Consider the following 21,011-nt stretch of genomic DNA (forward strand, 5'->3'; position numbering starts at 1 on the left):
CGCCTATCCAAAAACCATCCTTTGGTCTTAAAATAACCGTCTATGGAACCTCATTTCGTCATTTCCTCCTTCCGTAGCGCTGCTACGAAAATCGAAAATGACTTCGTGAGAACCCCAAATCTGGTCATTTTCGACAGCAAAAACGGTTTCCGGATAGACTCTAACCACATCGGACGGCGGGCCGACCCCGTGATCTTTAAATCTATAGACAGGATGTACCGGCCTTTCCGGCATCCCGCCTTTACCACAATAAACAACTAACATGGAGTTTGTCAGCCTGACCAAAACCCAGCATCTGGCGGAGATCGCCCTCGACCGGCCGGAAAAGTACAATTGTTTCAACCGGCAAATGGCTCTGGAATTGCAGACCGCCCTGGATGATTGCCAGGAAGACGAAGAAGTGCGGGCGGTTTACCTCACGGGTACGGGCAAAGCGTTTTGCAGCGGTCAGGATCTGCAGGAAGTCACTGCGGAAGATGCACCCAGCTTTTCTACCATTCTTTCCGAACACTTCAACCCGATCATTATCCGACTGCGGGAATTGGAGAAACCCGTCGTCTGCGCTGTGAACGGAGTAGCGGCGGGAGCCGGCGCCAACATCGCACTGGCCTGTGACCTGACGGTAGCTGCCGAATCCTCCAGTTTTATCCAGGCTTTTTGCAAGATCGGTTTGATACCGGACAGCGGCGGCACCTTCTTTCTGCCCCGCCTGGTTGGCTGGCAACGCGCCGCGGGTATGATGCTTCTGGGAGATCCGCTACCGGCTAAAGAGGCCGAGCGGATCGGAATGATCTACGCTACTTATCCGGACGACAGCTTTGCCGAAGAATCAAAAGCGCTGGCGCAACGGCTGGCGGCCATGCCTACCAAAGCCCTGGCCATGACCAAACGGGCACTCAATTATTCGATGTTTAACAATGAGCTGGAGAAACAACTGGCCATTGAAGAACAACTACAGTCTACTGCCGGCCTGACTGAAGATTATCAGGAAGGCGTGCGGGCTTTTCTGGAAAAACGGAAACCGGTGTTTAAAGGTAAATAGGTGTTAAAGTGTTGATGTTGGAATGTGTAAAGGTGTTGATGTGGTTGGGTAAGTATGGTATTTAGGGGATTCTCTTATTCGAGGGTGTCTTTAATTTCATTAAGCACATTTTCTATCGTCGGTTCCTGCTGATAGCGGACGATCCCTTTCAGATCTTCCAGTTCCTGAATCTCAATTCCCTGCCACTCCCGGCCGCAGGCATTGTGGAGGGTGGCTCCGTCGAGAATAAGCAGACCTCCCGGCTGCACGCTGATCTTTCCACCCGGAGGCAGCGATACCCGGCAACCGATCGTCAACTGTGCTCCCGGAGCGATCTCCAGATTTCCTTCCAGATCACGGGCACCCGTCCAGTGCACGGTATCCCGGATCACCAGCGTCTGCGTGTCGTCCAGGGTACACCAGCGCGGCGATAGCAGCTTGCGGGCATTGGCCCGGGTATCGGCCATGCGTTGGTGCATCTTGCCGATCTGGCAGGGCGTCCAGGCCAGTTGCATGGCGTTGTAGTCCATGACATTATTGGAAGTGGTGGTGTCACAACCCGGCTGCCCGCGATTCCAGCAATTCTGCTTGTGGCGGGGCGTATCGTCGCAGCCGTCGTTATAAGCCCAGGTGTGGTTCAGGCCGAAGATATGTCCTACTTCGTGATTGAAAACCCCGCGGTAGGGCCAGAAGTCTCCCTCGTAATTGACCCCGGCCAGTTTGATCGCGTTCCCGAGTGCTACGCCGGTACCGACGGCCAGGTAAGTCTTGGAAGCAACACTGTCCGGATGGTGCGGCATAAAGAAGAAATTGAGGACCGAATCGAGCTGGGTACCGTATTTCTTGATCACCTCCCGTTCGTACAGGTTGCGATCCTTGCCTTTGGCCACGTAATAATAAAGGTCATCATCGTAATGAAAATAAATCCCGTCATCGTCAGCATCCTCCGGCAGGGGCGTGAGCTCGTACTGTATCCGGATGGGAAGGGTAGGGGTGTCATTATTGTGGGGCAGCCACATGGCCTTGTTGTTGGCCATGGCGTAATTGCAGGCCATGAGCAGGCCGCGGGAAAATTCCTCCACTTTTTCTTCGGGAAAATCCACTACGGCATCCAGCGGTTGCATCCAGTGGAAGTTGACGCGGATGTATTTGACCGGGGTATGATCCAGGTGCGTAGTATCCGGGACGTAGGAACCATAGTTATAGCAGGGGCCACGTCCGCGCAGCTGCAGGCGATTATCGGTTGCGGTTGTCTCAAATTCGGATGGCAGGCGCTGGATCTCTTCCGCTTTCAGAAAATGTGTACGCATTTTGGGAGCGCAGCCGCCGAAGGACAGTACCGCACAAAGGATGGCCGTAATGCCGGACAACCAGAACCAAAATGAGATCCACTTTACCATATTATTGACTCAAAATATAGATCTTTCAATTCATGAATCCCGTGCAACCGGTAATGGCTGACTTACCGGGGAAACTTCTTACCACTCGCCGATCGCACCGCCACCGCCGAAATCACCGCCGCCAAATCCACCGAATCCGCCACCGCCGAATCCACCGAATCCATCATCGCTGCCGCCGCCACCGCCGCCGCCGCCACGACCGAATCCGCCACCGCCGGGCAGGAATATCCAGCCGCCGCCGCTGCGACCCCGCCGGTAACCCCGGCCGCGGTCCCCGTAGCGACCACCGCGATAGTAACCACCATCGTCATCGTCGTCACCATTACTGCCCTTACCGAAAATGGTAGCCAGCAGAATGAAACCAAAGATGAAAATGAAGATCCACATGCCCGCTCCGAAGCCGTCGGCCTGACGCCGGTTTTGCGTACCGTCATTGGTATATTCACCGCGGCCGAGTTCCATGATACGATCAATGGCCCGGTCGATACCCTGGAAAAAATTGCCTTCCCGGAAAGATGGAATGATGATGTTCTGAATAATATCGAAAGCAATGGCATCCGGAAGAAAAGCCTCGGTGCCGTATCCGGTCTGAATAGAGATCTGTCGTTCGCTTTGGGCCACAAAAAGCAGGATCCCGTTATCATTTTCGCCGCCGCCGATGCCCCAGGTGGTGGCCAGTCGGTGCGCGTAATCAAAAACGTTTTCTCCCGCAATGGTCGTTTCGGTCACCACGACGATCTGGGTGGAAGTCTCATTGGCGTACGCCCGGAGCTTTTGCCCCAACTGCACCACTTCCTGCCGGGAAAGCATGCCCGCAAAGTCGTTAACCAGAAAATTGGTAGGTTCCGGTACGTCTTTCTGGGCCCAACCCAAAATGGGGATCAGACAGAGGAACAGACCGGTTATGATTTTATTGAACATTGTTACTTTGGTTTGGAGACATGGGAGAATGGGGTTTAGGTGTCAGGCGTTAGGTGTCAGGTTTCAGGGGTCAGGTGTGGGGTGTCAGGTTTTAGGTTTTAGGTGTCAGGGGTCAGGTTTCAGGTGTCAGGGGGGGATCAGTCGTCGTAAGAGATCTCATCCGAGAGTTCGTTGACATCATCATCCTGCCGGGGAAAGAAGGTCTTTAGTTTATCCCCGATCTGTTCGATCACCTTGCTGACCCCGTCGCCGTAGGCTTTACGCTGGAAATGCTCCAGCATAACATCGCGCTCAGTTTGCCAGAAATTCGGCGGAACGACCTTGTTGATCCCTTCGTCACCAATGATGGCAAATTGCCGGGCATTGGGCGCCAACAGGATCAGTACCCCATTGCGCTGGGCGGTCTTGTGCATTTCCAGCTTATGGAAAATGCGGAGGGCATCCTGCATCAGGTCTTTGTGCGGCCGCCGGGTCAGGTGCACCCGTATCTCTCCGGAAGTCTGCATTTCGGCAGATTCGATGGCCGCAATAATCTGCTTTTCTTCCTCCTTGCTAAAAAAATCGATCATAGCTGCTGATTGTCAAAAAAGAGATGGAGACGCGGGGATGTTCGCCACCGGAAAAGGCACCCAACACCCCTACGTCTATTTCTTATTCTGACAGTGTACGTTCAAAATTAAAACTCTACCGTTGGCGCGTTCTCCGCTCCCTGCTGGGATTCGAACTGAACGGCCCGGTCAAAGCCGAAGATAGAGGCAAAGAAACTGGCCGGGAAACGACGGATACTGGTGTTGTATTCGGTAACCGCATCATTATAACGGTTGCGTTCTACCCGGATCCGGTTTTCCTGTCCTTCCAGTTGGGCCTGCAATTGCTGGAAACTGGCGCTGGCTTTCAGGTCGGGATACTGCTCGGCCACCAGTAACAATCTGCCCAGCGACTGAGATAGTCCATTTTGAGCTTCCTGGAACTGTTGAAGCTGTTCGGGAGTGGCGTTGCTCGGATCGATATTGATACTTGTAGCCCGTGCCCGTGCGCTTACCACTGCCTCCAGGGTTTCTTTTTCAAATTCGGCTGCCCCTTTTACCGTAGCGACCAGGTTGGGAATGAGGTCAGCGCGTTGTTGATAAGCACTCTGTACTTTACTCCAGGCATTGTTCACGCTTTCATCCAACGCTACAAAGGAGTTATTGTAGCTACAGGCACTAACGAAAACGATGAAACCCAGGCCTAACAAAATGGCCCAGATGTAAATGGATCTCATAAACTGCGTTTTTAGTGATAATGAGTAATTTCTATTTAACAATTGGTGCTAACTGAAAAGATCATATTTAACCCTAAAATTCCGGTAATATGGAGAAAAGGGCTTAAAAAGTCGATCAGTTACGCTTTTGTTTCTATAAACAATCGGATTAAATTATTTGCAGCACGAAAAGGCGATAGTTGGCCGTCGGTTACGGCCTGCTCTACCGCTGGAAGCGCTTGCTGAACTGCGGAGTGTTGGTAAAATAGCTGCTGAAGGTGCTCGGTCAGACTCTGGTGTAACCAATGCCTGGCCTGATCCCGGCGGTTCTCCGCCCAGGATCCGTTGGCCTGGGTGAAGGTACAAAAATCGAGCATCAATTGCCAGATGTCCGATAGTCCCTCCTGCTTCAAGGCCGAACAACGGACCACCTCCACCGCCCAGCCGCTTGCCTTGGGGGCCATCAGGTGAATAGCATTCCGGTACGCCCGCTGGGCCTGCCGGGCCAGATCTACCGCTTTACCATCCGATTTGTTGACGGCCAGCAGGTCGGCCATTTCTACAATGCCCCGTTTGATCCCCTGCAATTCATCACCGGCTCCCGGCTGCAACAGCAACAGAAAAAAATCTACGAGTTGGCGTACGGCCGTTTCCGATTGCCCGACGCCTACCGTCTCCACAATTATGGTATCAAAACCCGCCGCTTCGCAGAGCAGTATGGATTCCCGGGTCTTCCGGGCCACTCCGCCCAGACTACTACCCGCCGCACTGGGCCGGATGTAGGCCCGAGTATCCTGAGACAGCTTTTCCATCCTGGTTTTATCGCCCAGAATACTGCCCCGGCTGATCTGACTACTTGGGTCAATAGTTAGAACAGCCAGTTTTCGGCCGTGTTCTACCAGGTAATGCCCAAAACTATCAATAAAAGTGCTTTTGCCTACTCCGGGAGTGCCCGTAATGCCCAGGCGGAAGGAGGTGGTATCGGATTTTTCCAGGCACTGTTCCAAGATTTGCTGAGCGAGTTCCTGGTGTTCCGGTCGGGTGCTTTCCACCAGGGTGATGGCCCGGCTGAGAAGGCTCCGGTCCCCGTCGAGTATACCGCTAACGTAATCATCCAGTTGGATGTCACTTTTGCGGGTCCGCCGGATGTTGGGATTGATGCGGCTCGGTTTCCCGGAGTCATTATGTGCTGCTTGGTCCTCCATAGGCTGTAAAAATGAACGTTTTCGGGCAAATTCGCAAAAGTTAAAATTATTAATAAGAACAATTTGGCGATTTAACAATATAAGGTAGGCCCTGATTGCCAGTGCTTTGCGGACTCCGGGCAAATGTTAAGAAGTACGATTGGATGGCTGAGGAGGTTAAAGTTCTTTAATTGCAGGTTATCAGTGAATTACAGCTTGTGGGGGTGGGAAAATTGCCCTTCTTTTGTAGCACAACGAGCATTTCTATGAAACGAAATAATTCTGGAAGCAGCCCGTCGTATGCGTAAAATATCAACAGGAAAGCCTGTTTCATTACGATCCCTTTTCCATTTTTCGGCTGCTTCCTTTTTACTGCAGAAGTCCAGAGAAGGGAGACGTTGAGACGATGGGCGTTGAAGGTAGAAAATCCCGACCAGGAAAAGTTGAAGCGAGGCAAGCATGTCATTTGCATCTCCAAAAGCGAATACCTATCCCGTCCGGGCCTACCGTTCACCGGCCTCTGTCCCAACCTCTTCATTCACCAGTAAGAACCGCCGGCGATCAGTATGTGCTAATTTTGGTTTAAACACGATGTTGTTACCTGACTCTCTCAACAGCTTACTGGTCCCGGCCTTTTTATTTTACCCGATGCTCCTTTAGTCTTCTTTTTCATTTCTTATCCGGATCAGCTCCGCCATCATTCCTTCTTTCATTGCGTAGTACGATACCGTCAGCTGTCGGATATTCACCAATTGCAGGATCAGATCGATCAGAATGAGCGCTACAACGATCATGTCCGCCCGGTCGTTGGGAATCTCGGGCATGTCGTAGCGCTGCTGCTGCGTGGTAGCGAGTATCTTCTGGTAAAAATCTTCGTACAGATCCAGGTCAATAAAGGCGTGGGTGGCGGCATCCCGCTTGTCGAAAGCCAGGTGATCCGCAACGACATCAAAAGTGCCCGCCGCACCAATGAGATGGGTGGTTGGGAAACTCTGCAGGGCCGCCAGTAAAGGTTGCAGTTGAAGACTGAGGAAGGCGCGAACCTGATCCACCTCTTCCGGGCTGATGGGTTCATTGTGCTGGAATTTGCGGTAAAGGACCGCTACTCCGACGGGAAAACTCTGGGCCCAGTATACCCGCCCTTCGTCGGCAATGATGAATTCCACACTGCCGCCTCCGATATCCATGATCAGTACTTTCTCCTGAGGCCTGGGAATGGCCATAAGTGCGCCCTGAGCAATGAGCTGGGCTTCCCGGTCGCCGGTAATGATCTGGATGTGGATATTGGTGCGTTCCCGGACTTCGGTCTGAAATGCGGGGCCATTAGTGGCCGTACGCAGGGCCGCCGTACCCAGAGCGATCACCTGATCGGCGGGAACCTTGTGCAGATCGATCTGTTGCCGGAAAAAGAGGAGGGCGTTCATGCCGCGGGTCAGGGCTTCGGTACTGAGCGTTTCAATACCTTTTTCGGCCAGTTTAATAAAATGGCGTGAACGGTAGATCTCCCACAAAGGCCGGCCGTTCTTGCCGGGCTCGGCGATCAGCAAATGAAAAGTATTGGTGCCGATATCAATAACCGCAAAGCGCTGTTGAGGCTCGGTGGGTCTTTCCCGCATATAGACTTTTTAAATGATACCCGGCCGAAGGAATACCCACTGCCGGAATAATAATAGATCTGTGATTCAATCAGCTTTAGCTAACAATGACCCGGCCGTACGCGACCGGGTCATTGTTAGTGTTGGCCATGCTTGGAATACCATGGCAAATGTAGTGGCATTAGCGGGAATGAACAAGTGTCACTGTCAAATTAGTACAGGTGACTGAAACCGGAGTTAATGCTTGAAAACAGGCGCGGGTGAAGTTCTCCACTGCGGATCTGCTCACTGACGTAGTCGATAAAGTCGGAAACATCGAGGGTCGCCAGCGTACCGCCTCCTTCAAAATGCATACTGTAGATCTCACCGGTAGCGGCGGTAAAGAAACCGGAGATTGCGGCGTTGGTCAGGTTGTCCGCCAAGCTTCCAAATTGGGAAAATGCATTGAACGCTTCCCGCGCTCCGTAGGCAACCAGTCGGGCAATAGTAGCACCGATGATCGAACTCACGCCTACCTTGACGGCATCCTCATCAAAGGGCACATCGTAAGCTTCGGCAATTTGCTTGACCATTCTCACCTGAACGGCGGTCACCAGCGCTACATCTACTCCGGTAACGGGAACGAGCGCGGCCGCGGTGGCGAGACGGGCGTGGAGTTTGATGACGGAATCAGCCTCTCTTTTTGCTTCGGTAAATACGGTGTTAACTTCACTTTCGGGGACCTGGGTTTCAGCAGTGGCGGTTGACATATTGCTATAATTTTTTCGATTAGTTAATTAAAGTTACGAGATCATGAGGAAAGGTGCAGAGCAATCAGCGAAAGACGTGGGGTACTCTACTATAATATAAGGTGTTTTCTGCTACTGAGATCAATTTTGGATTTCCTTTCTCATGCATCGCAACGGTCTTAGACCGGAGTCTACATGCTTAGAACAATGGGGTTGGGGGGAGAGGTTCGATGCCGGGTGGTGATTTTGATTCGAACATCTGGAGATTTATGTCAGTTCAATAGGTGAATTGATCAACTACTCATTACATTTTCTTACTAAAAACATCAAAACCATGAGTTCCAAATCCTTAAATCCCTCCGCCCCGAACAAGCTGTTATGGCTGATCGCTATCGTACTCGGTGTACTCGGGCTAATTGGAATGCTCACACCTATTGAAGGGATCTCAACTTACGCAAATACAATGATCCTGGTTGCCTTCCTGTTGTTGGCAATCGGTACTTCTTTCCGAGGAGTCTAACATCCAATTTATTTCGGGGGCGGATTTAACGATAATGGAGAATTACAGACGCATGAGAATCCGCCTCTTCTCCAATTTTCTGTAAACGGGCCATCCAGGTCCCATCAACTAAAGTCCCCGGAATACCAAACCGGCAGGTAACAACGTCTACCTGCCGGTTTAATTTTTGGCAAATAGCCGCATCATGCCGGGGCTGCCCCATTCTTCCGGAAAATAAAACCCATCCAGTTTTTTCTCACCGCTGATACATTCCTTACCTTTATCACTACATGAAGGACGCTTATATTTTCGATGCTATACGTACACCCAGGGGCCGCGGCAAAGCCTCCGGATCTCTCTACGAAGTAAAGCCGGTCGGTTTGCTCAGTACCACCCTGAATGCCCTGGAGGCCCGTTCGGGTATGGATCCCGCGGCGGTGGACGATTTCGTGATCGGCTGTGTGACTCCCATTGACGATCAGGGATACAACATTGCGAAGGCCGCGCTGCTGTACGCCGGCTGGCCCTACCGGGTCGGTGGCATGCAGATCAACCGCTACTGCGCCTCGGGTCTGGAAGCGATCAACCTGGCGGCGATGAAGATCCGTTCGGGTTGGGAAGACCTGGTAGTTGCCGGAGGTGTGGAAAGTATGAGTCGCGTGCCGATCGGTGCGGATGGCGGGGCCTTATTGTACGATCCGGAACTGATCAGCAAAACCGACTTTATTCCGCAGGGGATCTCCGCTGATCTCATCGCCACGATTGCCGGTTTTGACCGCGAACAACTGGACCAGTACGCCCTGCGTTCCCAGCAGCTGGCCCAACAGGCGATCGAAAACGGTTATTTCAAAGATGCTATTGTCCCCATCGAGGACCGGAACGGATTGTGTATTCTGGGCGCGGACGAACATCCCCGACCCAACACTACGCTCGAAGGGCTCCTGGCCCTGCCTCCGGCATTTGCCCGCATGGGGGAGATGGGTTTTGACGAAATGGCCATGCACAAATATCCGGAAGTTGAGCAGATCCAGCACGTGCATACTGCCGGCAATTCCTCCGGGATCGTGGACGGCGCGGCGCTGGTGGTCATCGGCGACCGGGCCAAAGGGGAAGCCATGGGACTCAAAGCCCGGGCGAAGATCCGTTCGGTGGCTAATGTAGGAGTGGAACCGACGATCATGCTGACCGGTCCGGCACCGGCGGCCAGAAAAGCCCTGCAGGCCGCCAATATGAAACCGGCTGATATCGATCTCTGGGAGTGCAACGAAGCATTTGCCGCCGTTGCGCTGAAATTCCAACAGGATATGGATGTTGATCTGGACCGGCTAAATGTCAACGGCGGGGCCATTGCTTTTGGGCATCCGCTCGGCGCCACCGGCGCTATGTTGCTCGGCACCCTGCTCGATGAGCTGGAGCGCCGCGATCTGCAAACCGGTCTGGTGACCCTCTGTGTAGGTGGCGGTATGGGCGTCGCCACCATTATCGAAAGAGTATAAAAGTGGTGAGCGGCACCAGGCCGCCCACCGGTTGTATTTATTTCCCGAAACCTACGGTCAGGTCGATACGGGCGCTCAGCCCGACAAAAGGACGGATGAGCGTCGTTTTATTGGCTGCTCCGGCTTCGCTGCCGCCCGTGACGGCTTCCGTCTTTTCCAGCAGTGCCGCTCCGGCATTGAAGCGAATAAATTCAAACAGTTTATAATCCAGGCCAAGGTAGATCGGCCGGTCTACGATCAGGCCACTGATCTTATTACCGCTTTCATCTTCAAAGTTTTCCAGGAATGCGCCGAGCACGATAGAGGAATTGCGCAGGAATTTGGGGGCGATCGTACTATTGCTCAACGGAAAAGCCACTCCGAGATAAGGCGCGGCGCCGTAAGTGAGCTGATCAAGATCACCGTTCAGGTACACGCCGCCGTAACCGGCGCTGATGGAAAAAGAACCTTTTTTGTGTTCGGTTTCGTAATCATCAACGTAACGGCTGAGCGAAAGCTTACTCCAGGGCGTACTCATAGTCTCCCGGATATCGGCTACCACGGCCTTTTCCAGTTCTTCCAGTTGCTGCCGGTAGATGACCTCCCGTTGCTGGCCGCCGGCTTCCGTATTTATCTTATCAGCCAGCTGCTGGTTCAGCTTCAGGCTTTCGATCTTATCGAGTTTCTGCCGCACCGTCTCCGACAGACCTTCAAAACCGATCCCGTTCTGGTTGCGGTAATCTTCCAGCGCCGTCCGGATGATGTCTTCCAGCTCCTGGGTCATTTTTTTCTCCGATTTGTTCAGCACCAGATTATTGCCTTTGAGGCTGATGTTGGCGTCGACATAGGCCGTGATCTGATCGAGGATCCGGTCGGAGAGTTGCTCCTGTTCGCGGGCCGATAGTTTCTGGTAGAAATCAAAGCGAAAGTCGTACTGCTCGGAGGCTCTCAGTTTATAATTGACGGCCAGGCTGTAATTCGTATTGTTATCCTGATCGATATCCTTCCAGGAAGCCAGGTAGAGGCGGTCTTTATCCTTTTTGGCCTTCGCCGGGAAAATACTGATCTCAATGATATCGATACCGGTGGGTACCATGCCCGTAAACATCAACGGCTTTTCGGCCGGTAAGGCCTGCCCTTCGTTGAAGTAATTCTTTTCAAGCTGATAATTAATGGTCGTGTACTGACCGAAAATAGGGATAGCAGAGCAGAGCAGAATGATTAACGCCAGACTAAATAGTTTCATAATGGTGTGGATAGATTTTTCCTGACCCCGCACTGTGGGTTCGTCGGACGAACTGCAGTAGCCGGTCTCAGTAATGATTGAATTGAGTGTTCTGAAATCAGGTTAGTAGAATGGGGATCAGGTGGTTTTTGTTCAAATAAGCCTTAAGGGAATTGCAGCATATAGACTGCAAAAGGGCTGGTTGGTCACATGGCGATAATCACTAAAATATAAAGAAAATGATAAGAAATTCAACAGCTTAAAGGGCAAAACCCATTTTTTTTAAATTAATGTCAGGTTTATAGAATGATATTTCGTCATAGGGTCGAAACAAAATATTTTAAATGCGGCCAATGTTGAAAGGCAAAAAAAATACGCAATTTATCTTTCCCTAGCTTTTTCAAAGCAGCCTTGTCTCAACTAAAAATCCCATAAACGTATGCTTTGGAGTGATCGACGGTCACTGCTGGCTTACCGGAGGTTAGACCCACCGGTAAAATGAGAACCTTATGTCCAAACCCTCACGATGTTTAAGTGCCGGAACCATCTAGTCCAGAATGTTGGCTAATCAGCCGCATTAGATGCTCCGGGACAACAAATTTTTCACCATAAAATCTTTAGTTTATGAAGCGCAAGCCGAATTCCCAACTAAAATTTCTATTGCTCTTCTCCCTTTTTTGCTGGGGGATGCTCTTCTCCCCGCCGGTAAGGGGGGATGCCAAAACGGCTGATCTGTATGCAGAAGAATTAGCGCATACAGTTAACGGTACAGTTCTTTCCGATGAAGGCGATCCACTGATCGGTGTAACGGTCCTGGTAAAAGGAACCTCAGTTGGAACAGTTACTGATTTTGACGGAAATTACTCCATTGATTTGGATGATGGGAACGGAACCCTGGTTTTTTCCTATACCGGGTATACCTCACAGGAGGTAGCGGTTAACGGCCGCACAACGATTGACATTACAATGGAAGTCGACATTGCTTCCCTGGAGGAAGTAGTAGTTGTCGGTTACGGTTCCCAAAAGAAAGTGAACCTGACCGGAGCAGTTTCATCGGTTACCAGTGAGGCTCTGGAAAATCGCCCGATCCCCAGTGTGGGCCAAGGTTTACAGGGGCTGATCCCGAACCTGAACGTATCTATCAGAAACGGTGACCCTACGCGGTCTGCCGACTTTAACATCCGGGGTTTTGAATCCATCAACGGTGGTTCTCCCCTGATCCTGGTAGACGGTGTACCGATGGCTTTGGAACGGATCAACCCAAATGACATTGCCAGTGTAAACGTATTGAAAGATGCATCCGCCGCTGCCGTTTACGGTGCGCGTGCTGCATTTGGGGTAATCCTGGTAGAAACCAAAAAAGGTAAATCAGGAAAAGTTAATATTCAGCTTTCTTCCGAATTATCCGCTGCCAAACCCATTTTCAACATGGATCCGGTGACGGACCCGTACCAGTTCGTACTGGCCAGAAACCGGGCCAATATTCGTACCAACGGTGCGCCCTCCTACGCGGATGATTATGTAGCCGGTGTAAAAGCATTTTCGGAAGGTACCGGCCCGGAATGGGCGGTAGTAGACGGAGTGCTGCAATATTACGGATACAACGATTACCAAAACCGCTTGATGACCGATTATGCTCCGCAGCAACGTCATGACCTGAGTATTTCCGGAGCCACGGATAAATCTTCTTTCTACGTGTCCTTTGGTGCCCTGAACAAAGACGGTTACCTGCGCCACGAGAATAATGAGAACTTCAAGCGTTACAACGTATTGATGAAGGCTGACTTCCAGGTGAACGACTGGTTGAGCCTGGACGAAAAGATCGTTTTCAACGCTCAGAAAAGTGATAAGCCTCACTTTTACAACTGGGACGTAAACATCAATACCGTAGCCCGGGTAAGTCCGATCCTTCCGATTGAATTCCCGGATCTGGAGTACTACCTGACACCGGGAGACCGCGGCGATTACGAGCAGTACATCGGCATGCACTTTGCCAGTCTGAACTTCTTCCCGTACCTGGAACAAGGTGGACGCCAAACTTTCACGAACAACGATCTGTGGTTGACCCAGGGCGTTACACTTACTCCACTGAAAGGATTGCGGATCAGAGGTGAATTCTCTTATAACTCTTACCACCGCGATTATCAGGACGTAGCCAGTAAGATCGACGTTATTGAAAACCGCGACCTGATCGCCGGTATCAATATCGGTAACGGCTTTAGTGGTAACGACTGGATCGATAACCGTAGCAACTATAACCAATACAATGTATTAAACACTTACGCAGAATATACTTTTGATCAGGCTACTGATCATTACTTCCGGGCGATGGTTGGTTTTAACCAGGAATGGGGCCGCAATACGTTCATCCGCTCCCAGGCGAACACCCTGATCACGCCGCTGGTAACGGACCTGAACGCCACAACCGGTAACCAACAAACTTTTGGTAGCAAATCACACGTAGCACTACGTGGAGCCTTCTACCGCCTGAACTATATCTTTAAAGACAAGTACCTGATCGAGGCCAACGGTCGTTACGACGGTACTTCCCGTTTCCCCAAAGACGATCGTTTCGGTTTCTTCCCGTCGGTTTCTGTGGGTTGGAGAATTTCCGAGGAACCATTCCTGGAAAGCGCACGGGGCTGGTTGGACAACCTGAAAGTTCGCGCTTCTTACGGTACACTGGGTAACCAGTTACTGGGTAGCAACTACTATCCTTACGTTTCCACCATGGGTATTGGTACTTCTCCGTATATGATGTCTGCCGGCAGCCGGACGCCTTATGTATCTGCAGCCGGACTGGTGAGTCCGACCCTGACCTGGGAATCGGTAACTTCCAGAAACATCGGTTTGGATTTCACTATTCTGAACTCTCGTCTGGATGCATCATTTGATATCTACACCCGGGAAACCAAAGACATGTTGACCGATGTGGAATACCCATCCATTCTGGGTACTGCGGCACCGCAGGCGAATGCGGCTGACCTGAGAACCGACGGTTGGGAAGCTTCCTTGACCTGGCGCGATAAGATCGGAAGCGATCTGAACTACCGCGTGACCCTGGCCCTTTCTGACTGGCAATCCGAAATCACTAAATACGATAACCCAACCGGAGCATTATCCGAATACTACGTAGGTCAGAAGATCGGTGAGATCTGGGGCTACGAGACGGTTGGTATCTTCCAAACTGAAGCTGAAGTTGCCGAATCTGCGGATCAGTCCCGCATCGGTTCTAACTGGCGCCCCGGTGATATCCGTTACGCCGACCTGAATGGCGACGGTGAGATCAGCCCGGGTAACAACACCCTGGGTGATCCCGGTGACCGTAAGATCATCGGTAACGCTACGCCACGGTATAGCTTTGGTGTAAATCTGGACCTGAACTATAAAGCTTTCTCCCTGACTACCTTCTTCCAGGGTATCGGCAAGCGGGATTACTGGCCGGCCAGTGGCAACTGGGTACCATTCTTCCCATTCAACGCCGGTCACGTAGAAAACTATTTCATTACGGATACCTGGACGGAAGACAATCGCGATGCCTATTTCCCGGCTGCGCACATTTCTACCAACACCAAGCAGAACCTGCAGACGCAATCACGCTACCTGCAGCAGGCAAGCTACATTCGTTTGAAAAACCTGACCCTTAGTTACAGATTGCCGACCGCTGCCCTGCAAAGTATTGGATTGGGAAGCGCGCAGATCTACGTAGCCGGTATGAACCTTTGGGAAGCATCCGGAATGCGTAAGCCGCTTGATCCGGAGCAGATCCATACGAATGTACTGTCCGGACAAAACTTTAACGGTGCGCAGGAATATCCGCTGCAAAGAATTTATTCCTTTGGTATCAACGTAGGCTTCTAAGCGACAGCACGACGCAGGACCGCTATCGAAAATGATGCAAGCATTATTGGAGAGCGGTCCGGGCCAAAGTTTAGTTCTTTTTTCTAAATCGTAAATAGTCTTTCTAATGAAATATAGATTATTAAAATATAACATACTCGCATTCGCAGTCCTGCTTCTGGCCGGCTGTAATGACGATTTCCTAGAGCGTTATCCGCTGGACAGGATCAGTAACGAAACGTTCTGGAACACCGAAAATGACCTGGCGGTTTACAACAACAGCTTGTATGACCTGGCCCGGAATGATGATAATGTGCCCATCCTGATGGCGCACGATGATGGCTTTGACAGCCACCGCTACGGTATCTGGTATACCGATGAATTCACCGATAATATTGCTCCGCGTCACTCCCGCCACAACCGCTACCAGCAGGTGCGCTCCGGAAAACACAATGTACCTTCCGGCACCCAGTGGTACGGCTATAAAGGCTGGAACTTCGTACGGGCGATCAATGTCGGGATGGATAACTACGACCGGGCTCAGATCGATCGTGCAGCGATCAATAAGTACAAAGCGGAAGCCCAGTTGTTCCGTGGATGGTTCTATGCAGACAAAGTGTCCAAATTCGGTGATGCTCCCTGGGTAGATACCGAACTGAACGTAGACTCCGAAGAGCTCTACGCTTCCCGTACACCGAGAGAAGAGGTGATGGCCAACGTACTGGCTGACCTGACTTTCGCGGCCGAGAACCTCCCCGATGATTGGGGTGACGGTGGCGGACCGGGCCGGATCAATCGCTGGGCTGCCCTGTTGGTAAAATCCAGAGTTTGCCTGTTCGAAGGTACCTGGCGCAAATACCACGGCGGATCCAATGCCGATATGTGGTTGCAGGAAGCTGCGGCCGCGGCTAAGGAACTGATCGATGACGGTCCTTACGAACTGTATTCTACGGGAGATCCCGAAAATGACTATAATGCCATTCACCAGATCACGGCGGATCTGACCGGCGTGCCCGAAGTGATGTACTGGCGTCGTTATGAGCTGGGTATCTTCACCAACCACGTACAGAGTTATCACCGTGGATACAACGGTGGAGCGACGAAGAGTCTGGTAGAGGACTATCTGTGTACGGATGGCTTGCCCATTACTTTGTCTCCGCTGTACCAGGGTGACGCTCAGATCGAAGACGTTTTCGTGAATCGTGACCCACGCCTGCGTCAGACCATTCTGCATCCCGATGATGTGTTGAAATACGGCTACGGTAACTTTGATACCCGTCCGTACCCACGTCTGAGAGGTATGGAAGGTGGCCAGACCATCGAGACCGGTTATCATATTATTAAGGTGTTTGATCCGGGAACGGCTTACGCTACTTATAACACTTCCAATACCCCGGCGATCACCCTTCGCTACGGTGAGGCACTGTTGAATTACGCGGAAGCTATGGCCGAGTTGGGTACGATTACCCAGGACGATCTCGACCTCAGTATCAACGCCCTGCGCGACCGGGTAGGCATGCCGCACCTGGATATGAACAATGTACCCGTTGACCCACGTTATGTGGATGACGGTGTTTCTCCGCTGATCGTAGAGATCCGTCGCGAGCGTCGCGTGGAACTCTTCATGGAAGGTTTCCGCTACGATGACCTGCGTCGTTGGAAGCAGGGTAAAAAACTGGAAAACCCGGATTACGGAATTCGCTGGGATGAAGCGGCACAGGCTCGCTACGAGAAAGCCAATGTAGTTTCTTCCATGGTAGATGGCGTACCTTACGTGGATATTTATCAGGGAACGGACTGGGCTAATCCAGAGTTTGACGAAAGCAAACACTACCTGTGGCCGATCCCACTGAGTGCAATTTCTCAGAACCCAAATATTCAGCAAAACCCGGGTTGGTAGATCCGATGTGCTGATCGTTTGATATCGTGAAGATGAGCGTACAACAGACCGCTTACGTGGCGTGAAGTTCTGTACCGCTGTCATCACATCAAAATAAAGTGCGGCGTAACCTTCGTAATGGAGGTTGCGCCGCACTTGTTTTACGGAAGGGCCTCATCAATCGTACCAGGCCTGGAAAGGCCCGGGCATCTCTTTGGGGAGATCAATTTCCGGCTATTACGAATTTACCATTCCGTTATTTACGGAAAACCCAATTGATCCTCTACGCTCCACCACTACTCCAATTTTTGTTAAAATTTAGGCGATGTATCGGTCAAGCCCCCCGCTAAGACGGCCATTCAACAATTTTTCGACGAACGAAGCGAAAAAAATTATTTTTTAATGTCAGGTCTGTGAAATAGTGTTGCGTCAATGGTGGAATATTGATAATTTCATTCCGTTTTTCAAGGTAAAGGAACTGCTTTGAAGAGCTTACCAGACAAGCTAATTTTTGACTTCTTAGTACTTTTCGTTTTCCCAATTTTAAAAGTCTGGAAGATCTGTTTTTGATCGAAATCGTCCGTGAAAGTGCGGGCGTCCATGAGTTGGTTATCGCCTTCTTAGCCGGGAGTCGGCCACTGTAAGGCGTTGCTGGTCAACGGTATACCTAGGTTTCCTGTGGAAGCTGCGGGAATACCCCCCTTATGTCCTATTCTAATCCTTTTTTCAATTTTTCACCACTAAATGTATGTTTATGAAGCGCAACATTAGCTCCCTGTCCAGAAACCTGCTGCTCCTGATGCTGGTAGGTTTGGGAGGTTTGTTCTCTCCGCCGGCGATGGCAACGGCAGGTCCGGGGGAGAACTACTTGTTCGAAATGGCTCACCAGGTAAGCGGTACCATTACATCCGATGAGGGCGAACCGCTGATCGGGGTTACGGTGCTGGTCAAAGGGACCAGTGTGGGAACAGTTTCCGATTTTGACGGTAAGTACGATATAGAGTTAGAAGATCCGAATGGTGTACTGGTGTTTTCCTATACCGGATACCAGTCACAGGAGATAGCAGTTAACGGTCGTTCTATGGTCGATCTGGTGATGTCGGTAGACGTTACTGCTCTGGAAGAGGTCGTGGTAGTCGGTTACGGTTCTCAGAAAAAAGTGAACCTCACCGGTGCCGTGTCTTCCATTACCAGCGAAGCGTTGGCCAACCGGCCCATCGCCAGTGTCGGTCAGGGATTACAGGGGCTTATCCCGAACCTGAACATCTCAATCCGCAACGGTGACCCGACGACTTCCGCCGATTTTAACATTCGCGGATTTGAATCCATCAACGGAGGCTCCCCGCTTATCCTGGTCGATGGTGTACCCATGGCGCTGGAGCGGATCAACCCGAACGATATCGCCAGTGTCAACGTATTGAAGGATGCATCGGCCGCCGCCGTATACGGTGCCCGTGCCGCTTTCGGGGTGATCCTGGTTGAAACGAAGAAAGGAAAATCCGGTAAGGTGAACATCCAGTTGTCTTCAGAACTGTCTGCGGCCAAGCCTATTTTCAACATGGATCCGGTCAATGACCCGTATCAGTTCGTACTGGCCAGAAACCAGGCCAATATCCGGACCAACGGCGCGCCTTCCTACAGTGATGATTACATTGCCGGCGTAAAGGCTTATTCCGAAGGTACCGGTCCCGATTGGGCGGTAGTAGACGGCGTACTGCAGTATTACGGCTACAACGACTACCAAAACCGGCTGATGACCGATCTGGCTCCCCAGCAGCGCTATGACCTGAGCATCTCCGGTGCCAGCGACAATGCATCTTACTATGTATCACTCGGTACGCTGAGCAAAGACGGTTATCTGAGAAGTGATAACAACGAAAAATTCACGCGTTACAACGCCCTGATGAAGGCGGACTTTAAAGTAAATGACTGGATCAGTCTGGACGAGAAGATCGTGTTCAACACCCAGGTAAGCGACAAACCGCACTTCTACAACTGGGACGTAAACATCAATACTGTGGCCCGGGTAAGCCCGATCCTGCCCATCGAGTTTCCGGACCTGGATTACTATCTGACTCCCGGAGACCGCGATCAGTTTGCGCCCTATATCGGAAAGCATTTCGCGAGCCTCAACTTCTTCCCGTACCTCGAGCAGGGCGGACGGGAGAACTACACGGTCAACGACCTCTGGCTGACCCAGGGCCTGAGCCTAACCCCGCTAAGTGGTCTGCGTATCCGTGGTGAATTCTCTTACAATACTTACCACCGGGACTACCAGGACGTAGCGAGCAAGATCGAAGTGATCGAAAGCCAGGATATCCAGACCGGTGTACAGATCGGTAACGGTTTCAGCGGTAACGACTGGATCAACAACATCAGCAACTACAACCAGTACTACGTACTGAATACCTACGCAGAGTATACCTTTGACAAGTCTGATTTCCATTTTTTCAAGGCTATGGTGGGCTTCAACCAGGAATGGGGACGCAACTCCTTCATCCGCTCCCAGGCCAATACCCTGATCACGCCGCTGGTAACTGACCTGAACGCCACTACCGGCGGACAACAGACCTTTGGTGGAAAATCCCACGTATCCCTGCGCGGTACTTTTTACCGACTGAACTACATTTTCAAGGATCGCTATCTGTTCGAAGCGAACGGCCGTTACGACGGTACTTCCCGCTTCCCGAAAGATGACCGCTTCGGATTCTTCCCCTCCTTCTCTGTGGGATGGCGGATCTCGGAAGAGGCCTTCATGGACGGTACGGAAAACTGGCTGGATAACCTGAAAGTTCGTGCTTCCTACGGTACCCTGGGCAACCAGTTGCTGGGTAACGACTTTTACCCTTACGTTTCCACCATGGGTATCGGTACTTCGCCCTATATGATGTCCGGTGGCAGCCGCACGCCTTACGTTTCGGCAGCCGGACTGGTGAGCCCGACCCTGACCTGGGAGACCGTAGTGTCCAAAAACCTCGGTCTGGATGTCACCGTGTTGAACCAACGCCTGGATGTATCGCTGGATGTGTATACCCGCGAAACCAAGGATATGCTGACTGACGTGGAATATCCGGCCATTTTGGGTACGGGAGCACCGAGAGCGAACGCTGCCGATCTGAAGACCAGCGGCTGGGAAACAGCTGTTACCTGGCGGGATAAGATCGGTCAGGACTGGAACTACCGCGTGACCCTGGCGCTGTCCGACTGGCAGACCGAGATCACGAAGTACGACAACCCAACCGGTGCCCTGTCCGAATACTATGTCGGTCAGAAGATCGGTGAGATCTGGGGTTACGAAACGGTTGGTATTTTCCAAACCGAAGCCGAAGTAGCGGAAGCTGCAGACCAATCCCGCATCGGTTCCAACTGGCGTCCGGGCGATATTCGCTACGCCGACCTGAACGGCGATGGCGTGATCAGCCCGGGTAGCAACACCCTGGACGATCCCGGTGACCGCCGCATTATTGCCAACGCTACGCCGCGCTACAACTTCGGTGTGAACCTGGACCTGAACTATAAGAACTGGTCACTGACCACCTTCTTCCAGGGCATCGGTAAACGCGACTACTGGCCTTCCGACGGAAACTGGACCTGGTTCTTCCCCTACAATGCCGGTCACGTAGAATGGTACTACATCACCGATACCTGGACGGAGGATAACCGTGATGCCTACTTCCCGGCAGCGCACATCTCTACCAACACCAAACAGAACCTGCAGGTACAGTCCCGTTACATTCAGAACGCCAGCTACGTGCGCCTGAAAAACGTAACGCTGAGCTATGCCCTGTCTCCGGCCGCAGCTAACAAGATCGGTCTGGGAGGCGCGCAGGTGTATATCGCCGGTATGAACCTGTGGGAATACTCCAAGATCCGTAAACCGCTGGATCCGGAATCACTGCATACCAATATCCTGTCCGGCCAGAACTACAACGGTGCGGTGGAGTATCCGATGCAGCGCATTTTCTCCTTTGGAGCCAATATTAATTTTTAATAACCGCGGG

14 protein-coding genes are annotated in these 21,011 nt (G+C 51.7%); 6 read left to right on the forward strand and 8 right to left on the reverse strand.

Going from position 1 to position 21,011, the window contains the following annotated elements:
• Positions 1-262 precede the first annotated feature (262 nt).
• The gene (locus CRP01_RS20895) at positions 263-1,042 is read left to right on the forward strand and encodes an enoyl-CoA hydratase-related protein (RefSeq protein WP_099152050.1); all 780 of its coding nucleotides are present in this window, start codon (positions 263-265) and stop codon (positions 1,040-1,042) included.
• A 74-nt stretch (positions 1,043-1,116) separates the two neighbouring features.
• Here the strand turns inward: CRP01_RS20895 and CRP01_RS20900 are convergent, their stop codons facing one another.
• The 7 genes from CRP01_RS20900 to CRP01_RS20935 form a co-directional block, all read right to left on the reverse strand.
• Positions 1,117-2,421 (reverse strand): M43 family zinc metalloprotease, encoded by a 1,305-nt coding sequence (locus CRP01_RS20900; RefSeq protein ID WP_099152051.1) that lies wholly within the window; start codon positions 2,419-2,421, stop codon positions 1,117-1,119.
• A gap of 78 nt (positions 2,422-2,499) precedes the next feature.
• The gene (locus tag CRP01_RS20905; protein ID WP_099152052.1) at positions 2,500-3,342 is read right to left on the reverse strand and encodes a TPM domain-containing protein; all 843 of its coding nucleotides are present in this window, start codon (positions 3,340-3,342) and stop codon (positions 2,500-2,502) included.
• A 137-nt stretch (positions 3,343-3,479) separates the two neighbouring features.
• The gene (locus CRP01_RS20910) at positions 3,480-3,911 is read right to left on the reverse strand and encodes a TPM domain-containing protein (RefSeq protein WP_099152053.1); all 432 of its coding nucleotides are present in this window, start codon (positions 3,909-3,911) and stop codon (positions 3,480-3,482) included.
• 107 nt (positions 3,912-4,018) lie between these two features.
• Positions 4,019-4,606 (reverse strand): LemA family protein, encoded by a 588-nt coding sequence (locus tag CRP01_RS20915; protein WP_099152054.1) that lies wholly within the window; start codon positions 4,604-4,606, stop codon positions 4,019-4,021.
• 119 nt (positions 4,607-4,725) lie between these two features.
• Positions 4,726-5,790, reverse strand: a complete 1,065-nt coding sequence (gene meaB / locus CRP01_RS20920; RefSeq protein WP_099152055.1) for a methylmalonyl Co-A mutase-associated GTPase MeaB — start codon at positions 5,788-5,790, stop codon at positions 4,726-4,728.
• 635 nt (positions 5,791-6,425) lie between these two features.
• Positions 6,426-7,385 (reverse strand): Ppx/GppA phosphatase family protein, encoded by a 960-nt coding sequence (locus CRP01_RS20930; RefSeq protein ID WP_099152057.1) that lies wholly within the window; start codon positions 7,383-7,385, stop codon positions 6,426-6,428.
• A 191-nt stretch (positions 7,386-7,576) separates the two neighbouring features.
• Complete coding sequence (locus CRP01_RS20935) at positions 7,577-8,113, reverse strand: DUF697 domain-containing protein (protein ID WP_099152058.1); 537 nt, start codon at positions 8,111-8,113, stop codon at positions 7,577-7,579.
• A 313-nt stretch (positions 8,114-8,426) separates the two neighbouring features.
• Here CRP01_RS20935 and CRP01_RS20940 point away from each other — a divergent pair, with 313 nt between their 5' ends.
• Both CRP01_RS20940 and CRP01_RS20945 read left to right on the forward strand, forming a co-directional pair.
• On the forward strand, positions 8,427-8,612 hold the full coding sequence (locus CRP01_RS20940) for a hypothetical protein (protein WP_099152059.1): 186 nt from the start codon (positions 8,427-8,429) through the stop codon (positions 8,610-8,612).
• A 269-nt stretch (positions 8,613-8,881) separates the two neighbouring features.
• The gene (locus tag CRP01_RS20945) at positions 8,882-10,087 is read left to right on the forward strand and encodes an acetyl-CoA C-acetyltransferase (RefSeq protein ID WP_099152060.1); all 1,206 of its coding nucleotides are present in this window, start codon (positions 8,882-8,884) and stop codon (positions 10,085-10,087) included.
• A gap of 37 nt (positions 10,088-10,124) precedes the next feature.
• Here CRP01_RS20945 and CRP01_RS20950 read toward each other — a convergent pair whose 3' ends face one another.
• Positions 10,125-11,312 (reverse strand): hypothetical protein, encoded by a 1,188-nt coding sequence (locus CRP01_RS20950; RefSeq protein ID WP_099152061.1) that lies wholly within the window; start codon positions 11,310-11,312, stop codon positions 10,125-10,127.
• 603 nt (positions 11,313-11,915) lie between these two features.
• On the opposite strand from CRP01_RS20950, the gene CRP01_RS20955 reads away from it, so the two are divergent.
• The 3 genes from CRP01_RS20955 to CRP01_RS20965 all read left to right on the forward strand — a co-directional run bounded on the left by CRP01_RS20955 (position 11,916) and on the right by CRP01_RS20965 (position 21,001).
• Positions 11,916-15,152 carry a SusC/RagA family TonB-linked outer membrane protein gene (locus tag CRP01_RS20955; RefSeq protein ID WP_099152062.1) on the forward strand — a complete coding sequence of 1,079 codons (3,237 nt, stop codon included), beginning with the start codon at positions 11,916-11,918 and terminating at the stop codon, positions 15,150-15,152.
• 106 nt (positions 15,153-15,258) lie between these two features.
• A complete protein-coding gene (locus CRP01_RS20960) occupies positions 15,259-17,031 on the forward strand; it encodes a RagB/SusD family nutrient uptake outer membrane protein (protein ID WP_099152063.1) in 1,773 nt (590 codons plus the stop codon).
• A gap of 733 nt (positions 17,032-17,764) precedes the next feature.
• Positions 17,765-21,001: a SusC/RagA family TonB-linked outer membrane protein gene (locus CRP01_RS20965; protein ID WP_233752726.1), complete on the forward strand. Its 3,237-nt coding sequence runs from the start codon at positions 17,765-17,767 to the stop codon at positions 20,999-21,001.
• Positions 21,002-21,011 lie beyond the last annotated feature (10 nt).

It is taken from the genome of Flavilitoribacter nigricans DSM 23189 = NBRC 102662, assembly GCF_002646595.1.
Lineage (GTDB): Bacteria > Bacteroidota > Bacteroidia > Chitinophagales > Saprospiraceae > Flavilitoribacter > Flavilitoribacter nigricans.

Excerpts from the sequence above, each read along its gene's own strand:
- CRP01_RS20935 (WP_099152058.1), bottom strand. The coding sequence starts at position 8,113 with ATGTCAACCGCCACTGCTGAAACCCAGGTCCCCGAAAGTGAAGTTAAC.
- meaB (WP_099152055.1), bottom strand. The coding sequence starts at position 5,790 with ATGGAGGACCAAGCAGCACATAATGACTCCGGGAAACCGAGCCGCATC.
- CRP01_RS20950 (WP_099152061.1), bottom strand. The coding sequence starts at position 11,312 with ATGAAACTATTTAGTCTGGCGTTAATCATTCTGCTCTGCTCTGCTATC.
- CRP01_RS20915 (WP_099152054.1), bottom strand. The coding sequence starts at position 4,606 with ATGAGATCCATTTACATCTGGGCCATTTTGTTAGGCCTGGGTTTCATC.
- CRP01_RS20965 (WP_233752726.1), top strand. The coding sequence starts at position 17,765 with ATGAAGCGCAACATTAGCTCCCTGTCCAGAAACCTGCTGCTCCTGATG.
- CRP01_RS20910 (WP_099152053.1), bottom strand. The coding sequence starts at position 3,911 with ATGATCGATTTTTTTAGCAAGGAGGAAGAAAAGCAGATTATTGCGGCC.
- CRP01_RS20900 (WP_099152051.1), bottom strand. The coding sequence starts at position 2,421 with ATGGTAAAGTGGATCTCATTTTGGTTCTGGTTGTCCGGCATTACGGCC.
- CRP01_RS20940 (WP_099152059.1), top strand. The coding sequence starts at position 8,427 with ATGAGTTCCAAATCCTTAAATCCCTCCGCCCCGAACAAGCTGTTATGG.
- CRP01_RS20945 (WP_099152060.1), top strand. The coding sequence starts at position 8,882 with ATGAAGGACGCTTATATTTTCGATGCTATACGTACACCCAGGGGCCGC.
- CRP01_RS20960 (WP_099152063.1), top strand. The coding sequence starts at position 15,259 with ATGAAATATAGATTATTAAAATATAACATACTCGCATTCGCAGTCCTG.
- CRP01_RS20930 (WP_099152057.1), bottom strand. The coding sequence starts at position 7,385 with ATGCGGGAAAGACCCACCGAGCCTCAACAGCGCTTTGCGGTTATTGAT.
- CRP01_RS20955 (WP_099152062.1), top strand. The coding sequence starts at position 11,916 with ATGAAGCGCAAGCCGAATTCCCAACTAAAATTTCTATTGCTCTTCTCC.
- CRP01_RS20895 (WP_099152050.1), top strand. The coding sequence starts at position 263 with ATGGAGTTTGTCAGCCTGACCAAAACCCAGCATCTGGCGGAGATCGCC.
- CRP01_RS20905 (WP_099152052.1), bottom strand. The coding sequence starts at position 3,342 with ATGTTCAATAAAATCATAACCGGTCTGTTCCTCTGTCTGATCCCCATT.